This window comes from Mesorhizobium sp. BR1-1-2 (genome assembly GCF_020165435.1).
GTDB lineage: Bacteria > Pseudomonadota > Alphaproteobacteria > Rhizobiales > Rhizobiaceae > Mesorhizobium.
This window is the reverse complement of the sequence record NZ_JAIUID010000002.1, coordinates 67,936-82,417: the sequence shown is the minus strand read 5'-3', so window position 1 is coordinate 82,417 and position 14,482 is coordinate 67,936. Positions and strand designations below refer to the sequence as shown.

Annotated in this window: 18 protein-coding genes; all 18 read left to right on the top strand. The window is 62.6% G+C overall.

What is annotated here, in order from left to right; genetic code table 11:
- Positions 1–50: 50 nt before the first annotated feature.
- The 18 genes from rplF (at position 51) to LB551_RS03525 (ending at position 14,482) form a co-directional block, all read left to right on the top strand.
- Positions 51–584: a 50S ribosomal protein L6 gene (rplF, locus tag LB551_RS03610; RefSeq protein WP_140501269.1), complete on the top strand. Its 534-nt coding sequence runs from the start codon at positions 51–53 to the stop codon at positions 582–584.
- Between the two features lie 140 nt (positions 585–724).
- A complete protein-coding gene (gene rplR / locus LB551_RS03605) occupies positions 725–1,084 on the top strand; it encodes a 50S ribosomal protein L18 (protein WP_224658239.1) in 360 nt (119 codons plus the stop codon).
- Positions 1,085–1,231: 147 nt separating this feature from the next.
- Positions 1,232–1,795: a 30S ribosomal protein S5 gene (gene rpsE / locus LB551_RS03600; RefSeq protein ID WP_006333394.1), complete on the top strand. Its 564-nt coding sequence runs from the start codon at positions 1,232–1,234 to the stop codon at positions 1,793–1,795.
- A gap of 24 nt (positions 1,796–1,819) precedes the next feature.
- Entirely contained in the window at positions 1,820–2,017 is a 198-nt protein-coding gene (gene rpmD, locus LB551_RS03595; protein WP_006205449.1) for a 50S ribosomal protein L30, read from the top strand.
- A 22-nt stretch (positions 2,018–2,039) separates the two neighbouring features.
- On the top strand, positions 2,040–2,513 hold the full coding sequence (gene rplO, locus LB551_RS03590) for a 50S ribosomal protein L15 (protein ID WP_140501273.1): 474 nt from the start codon (positions 2,040–2,042) through the stop codon (positions 2,511–2,513).
- 191 nt (positions 2,514–2,704) lie between these two features.
- Positions 2,705–4,045, top strand: a complete 1,341-nt coding sequence (gene secY / locus LB551_RS03585) for a preprotein translocase subunit SecY (protein WP_140548657.1) — start codon at positions 2,705–2,707, stop codon at positions 4,043–4,045.
- Positions 4,042–4,650, top strand: coding sequence for an adenylate kinase (locus tag LB551_RS03580; protein WP_140548655.1), 609 nt, complete (start codon positions 4,042–4,044; stop codon positions 4,648–4,650). Before secY ends, LB551_RS03580 begins: the two co-directional genes overlap by 4 nt.
- 191 nt (positions 4,651–4,841) lie before the next feature.
- Positions 4,842–5,210: a 30S ribosomal protein S13 gene (rpsM, locus tag LB551_RS03575; protein WP_006205445.1), complete on the top strand. Its 369-nt coding sequence runs from the start codon at positions 4,842–4,844 to the stop codon at positions 5,208–5,210.
- A gap of 138 nt (positions 5,211–5,348) precedes the next feature.
- Positions 5,349–5,738: a 30S ribosomal protein S11 gene (rpsK, locus tag LB551_RS03570; protein ID WP_006205444.1), complete on the top strand. Its 390-nt coding sequence runs from the start codon at positions 5,349–5,351 to the stop codon at positions 5,736–5,738.
- A gap of 101 nt (positions 5,739–5,839) precedes the next feature.
- Positions 5,840–6,850 (top strand): DNA-directed RNA polymerase subunit alpha, encoded by a 1,011-nt coding sequence (locus LB551_RS03565; protein WP_023682599.1) that lies wholly within the window; start codon positions 5,840–5,842, stop codon positions 6,848–6,850.
- A gap of 104 nt (positions 6,851–6,954) precedes the next feature.
- The gene (gene rplQ / locus LB551_RS03560; RefSeq protein ID WP_140548653.1) at positions 6,955–7,386 is read left to right on the top strand and encodes a 50S ribosomal protein L17; all 432 of its coding nucleotides are present in this window, start codon (positions 6,955–6,957) and stop codon (positions 7,384–7,386) included.
- 177 nt (positions 7,387–7,563) lie between these two features.
- Complete coding sequence (locus LB551_RS03555) at positions 7,564–9,054, top strand: DegQ family serine endoprotease (protein WP_224624534.1); 1,491 nt, start codon at positions 7,564–7,566, stop codon at positions 9,052–9,054.
- 40 nt (positions 9,055–9,094) lie between these two features.
- Complete coding sequence (locus tag LB551_RS03550) at positions 9,095–10,402, top strand: replication-associated recombination protein A (RefSeq protein ID WP_140548649.1); 1,308 nt, start codon at positions 9,095–9,097, stop codon at positions 10,400–10,402.
- A gap of 296 nt (positions 10,403–10,698) precedes the next feature.
- Positions 10,699–11,082 (top strand): DUF930 domain-containing protein, encoded by a 384-nt coding sequence (locus LB551_RS03545; RefSeq protein ID WP_224658238.1) that lies wholly within the window; start codon positions 10,699–10,701, stop codon positions 11,080–11,082.
- Between the two features lie 161 nt (positions 11,083–11,243).
- The gene (locus LB551_RS03540; protein WP_224658237.1) at positions 11,244–12,074 is read left to right on the top strand and encodes an aspartyl/asparaginyl beta-hydroxylase domain-containing protein; all 831 of its coding nucleotides are present in this window, start codon (positions 11,244–11,246) and stop codon (positions 12,072–12,074) included.
- 67 nt (positions 12,075–12,141) lie between these two features.
- Entirely contained in the window at positions 12,142–12,516 is a 375-nt protein-coding gene (gene crcB / locus LB551_RS03535; protein WP_224658236.1) for a fluoride efflux transporter CrcB, read from the top strand.
- A 60-nt stretch (positions 12,517–12,576) separates the two neighbouring features.
- Positions 12,577–13,557, top strand: coding sequence for an RluA family pseudouridine synthase (locus LB551_RS03530; RefSeq protein ID WP_224624540.1), 981 nt, complete (start codon positions 12,577–12,579; stop codon positions 13,555–13,557).
- 1 nt (position 13,558) lies between these two features.
- Positions 13,559–14,482, top strand: a complete 924-nt coding sequence (locus LB551_RS03525) for a DMT family transporter (protein ID WP_140548639.1) — start codon at positions 13,559–13,561, stop codon at positions 14,480–14,482.

The following is a 14,482-nucleotide window of genomic DNA, read 5'->3' as shown; positions in this document are numbered from 1 at the left end:
TCGTTCCGAAGACAGAGACCTGAAACAAGAGAAGTGACGAGGACAACAAAATGTCTCGTATTGGAAAGAAACCCGTTTCGCTGCCGCAGGGCGTGACCGCGACCGTCAACGGCCAGACCGTGACGGCGAAGGGCCCCAAGGGCGAGCTGAAGTTCGTGGTCAACGACGAAGTGCTGGTCAAGATGGAAGGCAGCGAGATCGCTGTCGAGCCGCGCGACCAGTCCAAGACCGCCCGCTCCAAGTGGGGCATGTCGCGCACGCAGATCGTCAACATCCTGCAGGGTGTGAAGGACGGCTTCGAGAAGAAGCTCGAGATCACCGGCGTCGGCTATCGCGCCGCCTTGCAGGGCAAGAACCTGCAGCTGGCGCTCGGCTTCAGCCACGATGTCGTTTACGAGACGCCGCAAGGCATCACCATCACCGTGCCGAAGCCGACCGAAATCACCGTGGCCGGCATCGACAAGCAGCAGGTTGGCCAGGTGGCCGCGGAGATCCGCGAATACCGTGGTCCCGAGCCCTATAAGGGCAAGGGCGTCCGCTACGCAGGCGAGAAGATCGTCCGCAAGGAAGGCAAGAAGAAGTAGTGGGTTTGGCCCCGGGAAGGTGCAGACTTTTCGGAAGGGGGCCAAGCCAGGAAGTGTAACGCCGCGGGGAGCGGTCGCGGGAGGCGCTTTCGCCTGCCGCACAGGGCGGCCCCCGTTTTCTGAAGGCAAGGAAGACCATCATGGGTACCAAGGAAGCAACTCAGCGCCGCGCGCAGCGCGTCCGCCGCCAGATCAAGAAGGTCGCCGGCGAGCGTCCGCGCCTGTCGGTTCACCGCACGTCGAAGAACATCTACGTCCAGGTCATCGACGACGCCAAGGGCCACACCATCGCTGCTGCCTCGACACTTGAGAAGGACCTCAAGGGTTCGCTCAAGACCGGTGCCGATACCGCTGCCGCTGCCGCGATTGGCAAGCTGATCGCCGAGCGCGCCGCCAAGGCGGGCATCAAGGAAGTCGTCTTCGACCGCGGCCCGTACATCTATCACGGCCGCGTCAAGGCGCTGGCCGAGGCCGCTCGCGAAGGCGGCTTGAGCTTCTAAGCCTGGTCCGGACCGAAGGTCGGCAGAAAGTTGCAGACTTTTCGGAAAGGATCATGCAAGGGAGTGATGATTTTCACCGTCGGCGACCCGCAATGAGGCGTCGGCATTCAGAAACCCGTGCTTCCGGAAAAGAACAAGGAACAGGATATGGCACAGGAACGTAGGGATGGCGGCCGCGGCCGCGATCGTGAAGAGCGCGATGACGGCATGGTGGACAAGCTCGTCCACATCAACCGTGTCGCCAAGGTCGTCAAGGGCGGCCGCCGCTTCGGCTTTGCAGCACTCGTCGTCGTCGGCGACCAGAAGGGCCGCGTCGGCTTCGGTCACGGCAAGGCGCGCGAAGTGCCGGAAGCCATCCGTAAGGCGACCGAATCGGCCAAGCGCGACATGATCTTCGTGCCGCTGCGCTCGGGCCGTACGCTGCACCACGACGTCGAGGGACGCTGGGGCGCCGGCCGCGTTCTGCTGCGCGCCGCCAAGCAGGGTACCGGCATCATCGCCGGCGGCCCGATGCGCGCCGTCTTCGAGACGCTCGGCATGCATGATGTGGTCGCCAAGTCGATGGGTTCGTCGAACCCCTACAACATGGTTCGCGCCACCTTCGACGCGCTGAAGAGCCAGATGCATCCCAAGGATGTGGCTGCCGCGCGCGGCATCAAGTATTCGACCCTTCAGGCCCGCCGCGGCACCGCCGTCGCGGCTGAAGAATAGTCGATCTGACCAGGGATTTTGACCATGGCCAAGAAAGCAACCAAGACCATCACCGTTGAGCAGATCGGTTCGCCGATCCGCCGCCCGAAGGAGCAGCGCGCGACGCTGGTCGGCCTCGGCCTCAACAAGATGCACAAGCAGCGCACGCTGGAAGATACGCCTTCCGTGCGCGGCATGATCGCTGCCGTCCAGCATCTCGTCCGCGTCGTGGACGAGGGCTGAGCACAGGCGCAGGAGAAGCAAGATGAAACTCAACGATCTGCGTGACAAGGACGGCGCGACGCATTCGAAGAAGCGTCTCGGCCGCGGCATCGGCTCCGGTTCCGGCAAGACCGCCGGTCGCGGCGTCAAGGGCCAGAAGGCGCGCTCCGGCGTTGCCGTCAACGGCTTCGAGGGTGGCCAGATGCCGCTCTATCGGCGCCTGCCGAAGCGTGGCTTCAACAACATCTTCGCCAAGAGCTTCACCGTCGTCTCGCTGGCCCGTATCCAGGCCGCTGTGGACGCCAAGAAGCTCGACGCGAAGGCGACCGTGACGGCCGAGGCGCTGGTCGCCGCCGGCGTCATCCGTCGCGTGAAGGACGGCGTGCGTGTGCTGTCGGACGGCGATCTCAAGGCAAAGCTCGCCTTTGACGTGGCCGGCGCTTCCAAGGCCGCGATCGAGAAGATCGAAAAGGCCGGCGGCTCGGTCAAGCTGCCGCAAGAGGCGGCCGCCGAGTAACAGCAATTTGAAGCGCGGTCGGCAAGGCCGGATCCGGTTTTGCTTTCGATCGCGCTTCGACCTGTTCAATATGGCGGCCGCGTCAACGCGGCCGCTTGCATGTTTACAGTCCGGAGCTTATCTCGTGAGCTTCGGTGACACGCGCCGCCTGACCTTAGGGCCATCAAGCGTGACCAAGCGGAGAATCGGGCATGGCTTCGGCTGCTGAACAACTAGCCTCGAATCTGAATTTCTCGGCCTTCGCCAAAGCGGAGGACCTGAAGAAACGAATCTGGTTCACCGTCGGCGCGCTGCTCGTCTACCGCCTCGGCACCTACATCCCGCTTCCCGGCATCAATCCCGACGCCTTCGCCCAGGCCTTCTCTTCGCAGAGCAAGGGCGTGCTCGGCATGTTCAACATGTTCGCTGGCGGCGCCGTGCAACGCATGGCGATCTTCGCGCTCGGCATCATGCCTTACATTTCCGCCTCCATCATCATGCAGCTGATGACCTCCGTCATCCCGTCGCTGGAAGCGCTGAAGAAGGAAGGCGAGCAGGGCCGCAAGGTCATCAACCAGTACACGCGCTACGGCACGGTGCTCCTGGCGCTGGTGCAGGCCTATGGTATTTCTGTCGGGCTTGAAGGCGGCAACGGTATCGTCAGCGATCCCGGCATGTTCTTCCGCATCTCGACTGTCGTCACGCTGGTCGGCGGCACCATGTTCCTGATGTGGCTCGGCGAGCAGATCACCGCGCGCGGCATCGGCAACGGCATTTCGCTGATCATCTTCTCCGGCATCGTCGCCGGCTTGCCGCATGCCATCTCCGGCACGCTGGAGCTCGGTCGCACCGGAGCGCTGTCGACCGGCCTGATCCTGGCGATCATCGTGCTGGCCATCGTCGTCATCGCGCTAATCGTCTTCTTCGAGCGTGCCCAGCGGCGTCTGCTGATCCAGTATCCGAAGCGCCAGGTCGGCAACCGCATGTTCCAGGGCGACACCTCGCACCTGCCGCTCAAGCTCAACACATCGGGCGTGATCCCGCCGATCTTCGCCTCGTCGCTGCTCTTGCTGCCGGCGACCGTCGCCGGCTTCTCGCAGACCACGAACATGCCGGCCTGGGCCAGCACCGTCCTGGCCTCGCTCGGCCATGGCCAGCCGCTCTATATGTTGTTCTACGCCGCGATGATCGTGTTTTTCGCCTTCTTCTACACCGCGATCGTGTTCAACCCGAAGGACACCGCCGACCAGCTCAAGAAGCACTCCGGCTTCATCCCCGGCTACCGTCCGGGCGAGCGCACCGCCGACTACATCGACTACGTTCTTACCCGCATCACTGTCGTGGGCGCCATCTATCTGGTGCTGGTCTGTCTGCTGCCGGAGTTCCTGATCTCGGCGACTGGCGTACCATTCTACCTCGGTGGCACATCGCTTCTGATCGTGGTCAGTGTCACGCTCGACACGGTTGCGCAGATTCAGGGCCACCTGATCGCGCACCAGTATGAAGGCCTGATCAAGAAGTCGAAGCTGCGCGGGGGGAAGAAAGCCAGATGAGGTTGATTTTGCTTGGGCCGCCAGGAGCGGGCAAGGGGACACAAGCACAAAGACTGGTAGAGAGACACGGCATACCCCAGCTTTCCACGGGCGACATGCTGCGCGCCGCGGTTCAGGCCGGTACCGAAGTCGGCAAGCGCGCCAAGGCGGTCATGGATGCCGGCGAACTGGTCTCGGATGCCATCGTCAACGCCATCGTGGCCGAGCGCATTGACCAGCCCGATTGCGCCAATGGTTTCATCCTCGACGGCTACCCGCGTACGCTGGTGCAGGCTGATGCGGTTGAATCGATGCTTGACGAACGTGGCATCGGGCTCGACACCGTCATCGAGCTTGTCGTCGACGACAAGGCGCTGGTCGGCCGCATCGTCAAGCGAGCCGATGAGGCCAAGGCAGCCGGTCAGCCGGTGCGCAAGGACGACAATCCGGCGGTGTTCGAGGAGCGCCTGCGGGAATATTACAAGAAAACCGCTCCGCTGATCGGCTATTATTATGCCAAGCGCCGGCTGAAGAGCGTGGACGGCATGGCTGGTATCGATGCCGTGACGTCGGAGATCGAAGCCGTGCTCGCGGCGACGGTGAAAGAGGCCGCCGCGGCCAAATAGAGATTGTGCTTGACTGAAGCGGTCCGCTGGGGTATGGCGGCCCGTCTTCCTGTCAGGCATGGAGTTTGCTTGCCCGCAAGGGCAGGGCAGCCGTTTTTGACCAGGAAACTCCCGCAAGGGCCGGCCTCCACCGGACGCGGGGCAACGCAGACAGCGCCGGCTTGTCCGGCCCATATGGAGATGAGAAGAACATGGCTCGTATAGCCGGCGTCAACATTCCGACCAACAAGCGCGTTGTCATCGCGCTTCAGTACATTCACGGCATCGGCAAGAAGTTCGCCCAGGAAATCGTCGACAAGGTCGGCATCCCGGCCGAGCGCCGCGTCAACCAATTGACCGACGCGGAAGTGCTGCAGATCCGCGAGACGATCGACCGCGACTACCAGGTCGAGGGCGACCTGCGCCGCGAAGTGTCGATGAACATCAAGCGGCTCATGGACCTTGGCTGCTACCGCGGCCTGCGTCACCGTCGCTCGCTGCCGGTTCGCGGCCAGCGCACGCACACGAATGCCCGCACCCGCAAGGGCCCGGCCAAGTCGATCGCCGGCAAGAAGAAGTAATTTAGGGGAGTAAGGGAATAGGGCAGTAAGGCAGTAGAGATTGTTTCCCTATTCCCTTACTGCCTTACTCCCCTACTGCCTTTCCTAGGTGGAGCCGCTGGCATTACGGCGGTGTAGAGATCAACTGAAAGGAATACCATGGCCAAGGAAGCCGCTCGTGTTCGCCGTCGCGAACGCAAGAACATCTCGTCGGGCGTTGCCCACGTCAATTCGACCTTCAACAACACCATGATCACCATCACCGATGCGCAGGGCAATTCGATCGCCTGGTCGTCGGCTGGTGCCCAGGGCTTCAAGGGTTCGCGCAAGTCGACCCCCTTCGCCGCCCAGATGGCTGCCGAGGATGTTGCCAAGAAGGCCCAGGAACACGGCATGCGCATGCTCGAGGTCGAGGTCTGCGGACCGGGCTCGGGCCGTGAATCGGCGCTGCGCGCCCTGCAGGCGGCCGGCTTCACCATCACCTCGATCCGTGATGTGACGCCGATCCCGCACAATGGCTGCCGCCCGCGCAAGAAGCGCCGCGTCTAAGGAATTACCGAACGCCGCGTGAACGCCAGAAGCGTTCCTCCGCGGTTTTCCAGGTCGCCCGCCACGATTGGATGGTGGCGGGTCAACGGAAGGAAAGCATCATGATCCAGAAAAATTGGCAGGAACTGATCAAGCCGAACAAGATCGAGTTCTCGTCGAAGAAGAAGACGCTGACCACGCTGGTGGCCGAGCCGCTTGAACGCGGCTTCGGCCTCACGCTCGGCAACGCGTTGCGTCGCGTGCTTCTGTCTTCGCTGCGCGGGGCGGCAGTCACGGCCGTACAGATCGACGGCGTTCTGCATGAATTCTCGTCCATCGCCGGCGTGCGCGAGGACGTGACCGACATCGTCCTCAACATCAAGGAAATCGCCATCCGCATGGAAGGCGACGGCCCCAAGCGCATGGTCGTGCGCAAGCAGGGCCCGGGTGCGGTTCTCGCCGGCGACATCCAGACGGTGGGCGACGTCGAGATCCTCAATCCCGACCACGTCATCTGCACGCTGGACGAAGGCGCTGAAATCCGTATGGAATTCACCGTCGACACCGGCAAGGGTTACGTGCCGGCCGACCGCAACCGCGCCGAGGATGCGCCGATCGGCCTGATCCCGGTCGACAGCCTCTATTCGCCGGTCAAGAAGGTCTCTTACAAGGTCGAGAACACCCGTGAGGGCCAGGTCCTCGACTACGACAAGCTGACCATGACCATTGAGACCGACGGTTCGATCTCGGGCGAGGACGCGGTGGCTTTCGCCGCCCGTATCCTGCAGGACCAGCTTGGCCTGTTCGTCAATTTCGACGAGCCGCAGAAAGAAGTCGCCACCGAAGCCGTCACCGAGCTCGCCTTCAATCCGGCGCTGCTCAAGAAGGTCGACGAACTCGAGCTTTCGGTGCGTTCGGCCAACTGCCTGAAGAACGACAACATCGTCTACATCGGCGATCTCATCCAGAAGACCGAAGCCGAGATGCTGCGCACCCCGAACTTCGGTCGCAAGTCGCTGAACGAGATCAAGGAAGTCCTGGCGGCGATGGGCCTGCACCTCGGCATGGAAGTGCCGGACTGGCCGCCGGAAAACATCGAAGACCTCGCCAAGCGTTACGAAGACCAATATTGAGCATGAATTCCAAGGATCGGCGGCGTGAGCCGCTCGATCCGACGGTCATGCGGAAAACCATCAGAGGCCGTGGCCTCTTGAACAACTGAAGAAGGAAAAGAGCCATGCGCCACGGTTTTAAAGGCCGTCGCTTCGCCCGCAGCGTAAGCCACCGCAAGTCAATGTTCGCCAACCTCGCCGTGTCGCTGCTCGAACACGAGCAGATCGTCACCACCTTGCCCAAGGCGAAGGACCTGCGTCCGATCGTCGAGAAGCTGGTGACGCTCGGCAAGCGCGGCGACCTGCACGCCCGCCGTCAGGTGATCGCGCAGATCGGCAATGAAGGCGTCGTCAAGCGCCTGTTCGACACCATCGCGCCGCGCTACGCCACCCGCAACGGCGGCTATCTGCGCATCATGAAGGCGGGCTTCCGCCACGGCGACAATGCCGCGATGGCGGTCATCGAGTTCGTCGACCGCGACACGGACGCCAAGGGTGCCGGCGACCGCGCTCGCCTCGAAGCCGAAGGCGCCAACGAGGAAGCCGCGGCCGCGTAAGGCTTCGTCTTTCCCAAGTGATTTAAAGGGGCCCGCGGGCCCCTTTTGCTTGTCTAAGTGTGTCAGGCGCGCTCGTACTGGGCTGCCGGCGTGAAAATATTCGGATTTCAGCGGCTTAGCCTTTTATTTTGCACATTCGTCGGGACAATGCGCCCGAACTCGCTCGGAGGATTCGCAATGCGCGCTAAAAGACTGTCCCTGGTTCTGCTCTGCGCCTTCATGGTGTTCGCAACCATGCCGACAGTCCGGCAGGCACTGGCCGAGGATGCCCCCAAGGCCGATCCGGGTCTCTCCGATGTACTGACCGACCTGCTGCACGGCGTCGAGGGTGAAAACGCCACCTCAGGCCCCGACAAGCGCGTGCCGTTCGGCCGTGAGGAAGTGCAGTTGTCGTTCGCGCCATTGGTCAAGCAGACGGCGCCGGCCGTGGTCAATGTCTATGCCTCACAAACGGCCAAGGTCGTTTCGCCCTTCGAAGGCGATCCGTTCTTCGAAGAATTCTTCGGTCGCGCGCAGCCGCGCGCGCAGTCCTCGCTGGGCTCGGGCGTGCTTGTCGATCCGAGCGGCGTCATCGTCACCAATTTCCACGTCATCAAGGATGCCGACGAGGTGAAGGTCGCGACCGCCGACGGGCGCGAATTCACCAGCAAGGTGATGCTCAAGGACGAGACGCTCGATCTTGCCGTGCTCAAGATCGAATCCGACAAGCCATTCCCGGTCATCGCCATCGGCGATTCGGATGCGCTCGACGTCGGCGACCTGGTGCTGGCCATCGGCAATCCTTTCGGCGTCGGGCAGACCACCACCAGCGGCATCGTTTCCGCACTTGCCCGCAGCCATATAGGCGTTTCGGATTCGGGTTATTTCATCCAGACGGACGCTGCCATCAATCCCGGCAATTCCGGCGGCGCGCTGATCAACATGGGCGGTCAGCTGGTCGGCATCAACACTGCCATCTTCAGCCGCAGCGGCGGCTCGATCGGCATCGGCTTTGCCATTCCCGCCAACATGGTGCGCGCTTTCGCCGATGCCGCCAAGGCCGGTCTCGATTTCTTCGAGCGGCCTTACATCGGGGCCGAGTTCGAAGCAGTGACGCCGCAAATCGCTGAATCGCTCGGCATGGAAAAGCCGGCCGGCGCGCTGGTCTCGTCCGTGGACGAGGCCGGACCGGCCGGCAAGGCCGGATTGAAGCCTGGCGACGTCGTCCTGCAGATAAACGGCAAGCCGGTCGAGAGCATCGAGGCACTGGACTATCGCATGGCGACGCTGTCGATCGGTACCAAGGCCAATTTCGCGGTGCTGACCAAAGGCCAGCAGGCGGCGATGGACATCGCGCTGGAACGCGCGCCCGAGGGTGCAAAACCCTCGGAGGTGACGCTGCATGGCCGCAGCCCGTTCTCGGGCGCCAAGGTTGCGGAATTGTCGCCGCGGCTGGCTCAGAAGCTCGGCCTGCGCACCGACATCAAGGGCGTCACCGTGGTCGACATCAATCGCGATTCGCCGGCCGCCGATTTCGGTTTCCAGCCGGGCGACATCGTGCGCGAGGTCAACGGCACGACAATCGATACGGCGGCGACGCTGGCGCAGGCTTCCCAGCAGGATACACGCTGGTGGCGCTTTACCGTCGAGCGCGGCGGGCAGATACTGCGCCAGGTGTTGCGTTATTGAGCCCGGTCGCTGAGATCGCGCTCCAAACCAAAAGAAGTGTATGGCCGATCTGTTCAGTGTCGATGAACCGGAAAAGGCGCCGCCAGGCCGGCCGCTGGCAGACAGGCTGCGCCCGAAAAATCTTGGCGAGGTCGTCGGCCAGGAGCATCTGACCGGCCCCGATGGTGCGCTGACCCGGCTGATAAATTCCGGTTCGCTCGGCTCCATGATTTTCTGGGGGCCGCCCGGCACCGGCAAGACCACGGTGGCGCGTCTGCTCGCGGGTGAAACGAGCCTTGCCTTCGAGCAGATTTCGGCGGTTTTCTCCGGCGTGGCCGACCTGAAGAAAGTGTTCGAGGCGGCCAAGCTGCGCCGCGCCAATGGCCGCCAGACCCTGCTGTTCGTCGACGAGATCCACCGCTTTAACCGCGCCCAGCAGGATGGTTTCCTGCCGGTCATGGAAGACGGCACCGTCGTGCTCGTCGGCGCCACCACCGAAAATCCGTCCTTCGAACTCAATGCAGCTCTGCTGTCGCGTGCGCGCGTGCTGGTCTTCCATTCGCTCGGCGAGGAAAGCATAGCAAAGCTTCTGGCCAGGGCCGAGGAGACGGAGGGCAGGGCGCTGCCGCTCGACGACGAGGCACGGGCGATGCTCATTCGCATGAGCGACGGCGATGGCCGGGCCTCGCTGACGCTGGCGGAAGAAGTGTGGCGCGCCGCCAAAGCAGGCGAGATGTTCGGCCCCGAAGGCTTGCAGCGCATCATTCAGCGTCGGGCGCCGATCTACGACAAGGGCCAGGACGGTCATTACAATTTGATCTCGGCGCTGCACAAATCCGTGCGCGGTTCTGATCCCGACGCCGCGCTCTACTATCTCGCGCGCATGTTCGACGCCGGTGAGGATCCGCTCTATCTCGGCCGCCGGCTGGTGCGCATGGCGATGGAGGACATCGGGCTGGCCGATCCGCAGGCACTGGTCGTCGCCAACGCGGCCAAGGACGCCTACGATTATCTGGGTTCGCCCGAGGGCGAACTCGCCTTCGCCGAGGCCACCGTCTATCTCGCCACCGCGCCCAAATCCAACGCCGTCTACACCGCCTTCAAAGCCGCCACGCGTGCCGCCAAGGAGCACGGCTCGCTGCTGCCGCCCAAGCACATACTCAACGCGCCGACCAAGTTGATGAAGGACGAAGATTACGGGGCCGGCTACCGCTACGATCATGACGAACCGGACGCGTTTTCCGGCCAGGACTATTTTCCGGAAAAGATGGGCCGCCAGACCTTCTACGACCCACCCGAACGCGGCTTCGAGCGCGACATCAGGAAGCGGCTCGACTACTGGGCAAAGCTGCGCAAAGAGCGGGAATAGCCGGCTTGCGGCGACCGATAGCGGTTGCGGTCCGAAACGAGGCCTCGCCTTGGGGCATCTCCACGTCGGTTCTTCTGCACGTGGTGTTGGCGGCCACGATTATATCGATACCAATGCCGAAAGCCCCGAGCGGGCCGGTGGAAGAGCGGGTGACGGTCGACATCCTGACCCGGCGACAGTTCGAGGCCTCGACAAGGCCGCTTCGGCAGCGTGAGCCAGAGGTGCCGGCCACGCAAGCGCCTGAACCGCCCCCGCCCGCTCCCGCCGCTGTTCAGCCTCGACCTTCGGCGCCAGCCATGATCCGCCCGACGCAGATGCTGCCGGCCAGGACGCTCGCCGACCCGCGCAGCCGGCAGGCACGCGCCGATCTCAAAACCTTCGCCTCGGATGAGCGCATGGTGCAGTTGTGCAATCTCGAGGCCATGGATCAGATCCGCCAATGGCGCGCGGATTTCCAGCCGGACCGGGTGGTGCCTTATGCGACAGCACAGGAAAAGGTCACCGGCACGACAATCGCCGCAAATGGTGCGGCTTTCCGCAGTCGCGGAAAATGGTATGGTCTGAAATTCAGATGCCAACTGGCTCAGGGCGGCGAAAGCGTCGTCGGCTTTGAATTCCTCGTTGGCGATCCCGTGCCCAGGGAAAAATGGGATGAGCTTGGCTTGCCGGCGGTGCATTGACCCCAATTGGCAAACTTGACAAGGCAGTCAGCCGGCCACGATGCCGTGGCCGTTGTGTGGCAACCCAAAAGACCTTATCAAGGCGCACGGCCGGGCGGTGGTCGTTGTCGAGATTTTGGCACTATTCGTTCGCAACAGGATCGCGCTCGGCGCGTGGAAAAATGACAAAAAACCTTCGCAAAACCCTTCGCAAATTCGCCATTGCCATCCCGCTCCTTGCCCTTGGCTTCTATTTCATCCCGATCCTCACGACGATTTTTATCGTTTGTGGCCTGATCGACGTGCTGCGCAACGACCGCAAGAATCTGTCCTTGTTCAGCGGCTATTTCCTGGGCAACGGCATCTTCACCTGGCTGCTTTCGCCATTCAACCTGCTGGTCGATCTCCTGTGCTACAGAAATCCGGGCGTGTGGAAGCTGGAGCAGTTCCCGGAGGATTATCAGCGCGAGGTCAACGAGGTTCTTGACGTCTTCAAGGCGCGCAAGGCCGAAATCATCGCCGACATCGACGCCAATTTCGGCGCCGGCCGGCGCGGCATGTATGTCTATCAATGGTATGGCAAGCACAGGATCGACAATGTTGCCGAGTTCAACAAGGATTTCAAATACATCAAGACCATAGCCGTCTCCGTCTTCAGCAAGCGTGAATCGACTTCCTGGCACTTCGGGCCGCTGCGGCTCAGCCTGCGCATCCTCTACAACCTCATTCCGGTGAAGTCAGAGATCTTCGTCGAGTGCGGCAACGTCAAGAACTACTGGCACGACAATCCGCTGTTCATTTTCGACGACACGCTGCTGCACCGCTCGGTCAACGAGTATGACGGCCGCCGCTACTGCGTGTTCATGGACATTATCAGGCCGTCCCCGGTCCCCAGGCTTATCGCCGGCCTTCTCGCCATCGTCTCGGTGAGCGTCGAGCGAATCAATTCGATGTTCTACAAGAATTGGAAGATGATCGGCTCGACCAAGCCGAAAAAGGTCGAAACCACCTGAGCTGGCAAGTTTTCAAACGTAGCCGGCGCGCCGGACAGGTATGAACAGTCAGGGACAGTAGACGGCGATGTTCAATCTGCTTCTCGTGATGGCCGGCGGCGGGATTGGCGCCGGCATTCGCCATCTGACCAATATGGGCTCGCTGCGCCTTGTCGGCCCCAACTATCCCTGGGGCACGATGGCGATCAACATCGTCGGTTCGTTCGCAATGGGCCTGTTCATCGCCACCCTGGCGCGCCGCGGCGGGTCTAACGAAGTCAGGCTGTTTGTCGCCACCGGCATCTTAGGCGGCTTCACGACCTTTTCCGCCTTTTCGCTCGATTTCGCGACCTTGTGGGAGCGGGGAGCCACCTTGCCGGCGTTTGGATATGCGCTGGCCAGCGTGATTGGCGCCATCATTGCACTGTTTTTGGGTCTTTGGCTCGCACGAAGCCTGCCTTAATGCTATTGCCGCGCCGAGAGCAGGCCCGGGCCTGCCAGGAAACGGATAAGCGAAAACAATATGGCAGGCGTTGAACAGATCACGGTGGAGGCTGGCGAGGCGGGCATGCGGCTCGATCGCTGGTTCAAGACCCATTTCCCGGGCCTTGGCTTTGGTCATCTCCAGAAACTGCTGCGTTCCGGTCAGATCCGCGTCGACGGCGGCCGCGCCAAGGCCGACACCCGAGTCGAGCCTGGCCAGACGGTGCGCGTTCCACCGCTGGAGGTGGACAAGAAGGGCGAAAGCCCGCTGACCGGCCACTCGATCCGCAACCAGGGCGACGCCGACGTCCTGGCAAAAATGCTGATCCATGAGGATCCGAAGGTCTTCGTGTTCAACAAGCCGGCTGGTCTTGCCGTGCAGGGCGGCTCGGGCGTCACCCGTAACGTCGACGACATGTTGGAAGCCTGGCGCAACCAGAAGGGCGAGAAGCCGCGGCTGGTGCACCGGCTCGATCGCGACACGTCTGGCGTGCTGGTCGTCGCCCGCACCCGGCTAGCGGCGATGAAACTCTCCGAGGCGTTTCGCGCCCGCGAAACCAAGAAGACCTATTGGGCCCTGGTCAAGGGCGTGCCGCCCAAGCGCGAGGACAAGATCTCGACCTGGCTGATCAAGGAGCCGACCGAGGACGGCGACCGTGTTCGGGTCGCCGCGCATGGAGAAAAAGGCGCCGACCACGCCGTGTCCTACTATCGTATCATCGAGCAGGCGGCGCAGACCATGACGTGGCTGGAGATGGAGCCTTATACGGGCCGCACCCACCAGCTTCGCGTCCATGCCGCCTATATCGGCTGCCCGATCATCGGCGACCCGAAATATTTCGAGGCCGACACCAACTGGGATTTCCCCGGCGGCATCCAGAACCGCCTGCATCTGCATGCGCGCCGCATCATCATTCCCCATCCCGACAAGGGCGTCATCGACGTCACCGCGCCTATGCCGCCGCATATGCGCCAGAGCTGGAACCTGATCGGTTTCGACGACGCCAGCGCGGAGGATTGACATGAGCGGCGCTGCCGATGCGCTCGACCGTCGCGATGCGGTCGACATGGCGGCCGCCGCCATAATGGTCGGCCTGACGTTCTCCTGGGGCCTGAATTACGTCGCCGCCAAGATCTCCTATGCTGGCTATGATCCGGTTTTCCTGTCGATCGCACGCTCGGTTATTGGCGGGTTCTGCGTCTTCCTCTGGTGCCGCTGGCGCGGCGTTGCGCTTTTCAAGAGAGACGGGACATTGCTCGCGGGCGTTGCAGTGGGCGTGCTCTTCGGCATCGAGTTCCTCTGCCTCTATGTCGGGCTGGAGCACACCACGGTCGCCCGCAACACGCTGCTGGTCAACACCATGCCGTTTTGGATGCTGTTGGGCGGCCATTTCCTGCTCGGCGAGCCGATCAGCCTGCGCAAATCCCTTGGCCTTCTGCTTGCCTTTGCCGGCCTCGCAGCGGTCTTTTCCGACAAGCTCGGCGGCAGCGGGGACATGCTGTTCGGCGATCTGCTGAGCCTTGGCTCCGGATTCGTCTGGGCCTTGACCAATATCCTCATCAAGCGCTCGAAGCTGGTTGAGACGAGCGCCGAAAAGCTGCTGCTCTATCAACTCTCCGGCGCTGCGATCGTCGGCGTCCTGGTGTTGCCTCTGGCTGGCCCCTCCGTGCGCGATCCCGCGCTGTTGCCGACGTTAGCCCTGCTTTTCCAGGCGCTCTATATCGTCGCCTTCACCTATGTTTTGTGGTTCTGGCTGCTGCGGCGTTATCCCGCCTCGAGCCTGTCGAGTTTCACGTTCCTGTCGCCGGTCTTCGGCGTGCTGTGCGGCGCCCTGTTCTTGAACGAGCCGCTGACCATACGCATTTTTCTGGCACTTGGTCTCATTGCCGCCGGTCTGGTGATCGTCAACAGGCCGCCGCGCCAGCAGACGGCCGAAGGAGGCTGA

Bases quoted from the DNA above. Each gene is read 5' to 3' on its own strand.
- rplF (WP_140501269.1), top strand. From the start codon at position 51: ATGTCTCGTATTGGAAAGAAACCCGTTTCGCTGCCGCAGGGCGTGACC.
- rplR (WP_224658239.1), top strand. From the start codon at position 725: ATGGGTACCAAGGAAGCAACTCAGCGCCGCGCGCAGCGCGTCCGCCGC.
- rpsE (WP_006333394.1), top strand. From the start codon at position 1,232: ATGGCACAGGAACGTAGGGATGGCGGCCGCGGCCGCGATCGTGAAGAG.
- rpmD (WP_006205449.1), top strand. From the start codon at position 1,820: ATGGCCAAGAAAGCAACCAAGACCATCACCGTTGAGCAGATCGGTTCG.
- rplO (WP_140501273.1), top strand. From the start codon at position 2,040: ATGAAACTCAACGATCTGCGTGACAAGGACGGCGCGACGCATTCGAAG.
- secY (WP_140548657.1), top strand. From the start codon at position 2,705: ATGGCTTCGGCTGCTGAACAACTAGCCTCGAATCTGAATTTCTCGGCC.
- LB551_RS03580 (WP_140548655.1), top strand. From the start codon at position 4,042: ATGAGGTTGATTTTGCTTGGGCCGCCAGGAGCGGGCAAGGGGACACAA.
- rpsM (WP_006205445.1), top strand. From the start codon at position 4,842: ATGGCTCGTATAGCCGGCGTCAACATTCCGACCAACAAGCGCGTTGTC.
- rpsK (WP_006205444.1), top strand. From the start codon at position 5,349: ATGGCCAAGGAAGCCGCTCGTGTTCGCCGTCGCGAACGCAAGAACATC.
- LB551_RS03565 (WP_023682599.1), top strand. From the start codon at position 5,840: ATGATCCAGAAAAATTGGCAGGAACTGATCAAGCCGAACAAGATCGAG.
- rplQ (WP_140548653.1), top strand. From the start codon at position 6,955: ATGCGCCACGGTTTTAAAGGCCGTCGCTTCGCCCGCAGCGTAAGCCAC.
- LB551_RS03555 (WP_224624534.1), top strand. From the start codon at position 7,564: ATGCGCGCTAAAAGACTGTCCCTGGTTCTGCTCTGCGCCTTCATGGTG.
- LB551_RS03550 (WP_140548649.1), top strand. From the start codon at position 9,095: ATGGCCGATCTGTTCAGTGTCGATGAACCGGAAAAGGCGCCGCCAGGC.
- LB551_RS03545 (WP_224658238.1), top strand. From the start codon at position 10,699: ATGATCCGCCCGACGCAGATGCTGCCGGCCAGGACGCTCGCCGACCCG.
- LB551_RS03540 (WP_224658237.1), top strand. From the start codon at position 11,244: ATGACAAAAAACCTTCGCAAAACCCTTCGCAAATTCGCCATTGCCATC.
- crcB (WP_224658236.1), top strand. From the start codon at position 12,142: ATGTTCAATCTGCTTCTCGTGATGGCCGGCGGCGGGATTGGCGCCGGC.
- LB551_RS03530 (WP_224624540.1), top strand. From the start codon at position 12,577: ATGGCAGGCGTTGAACAGATCACGGTGGAGGCTGGCGAGGCGGGCATG.
- LB551_RS03525 (WP_140548639.1), top strand. From the start codon at position 13,559: ATGAGCGGCGCTGCCGATGCGCTCGACCGTCGCGATGCGGTCGACATG.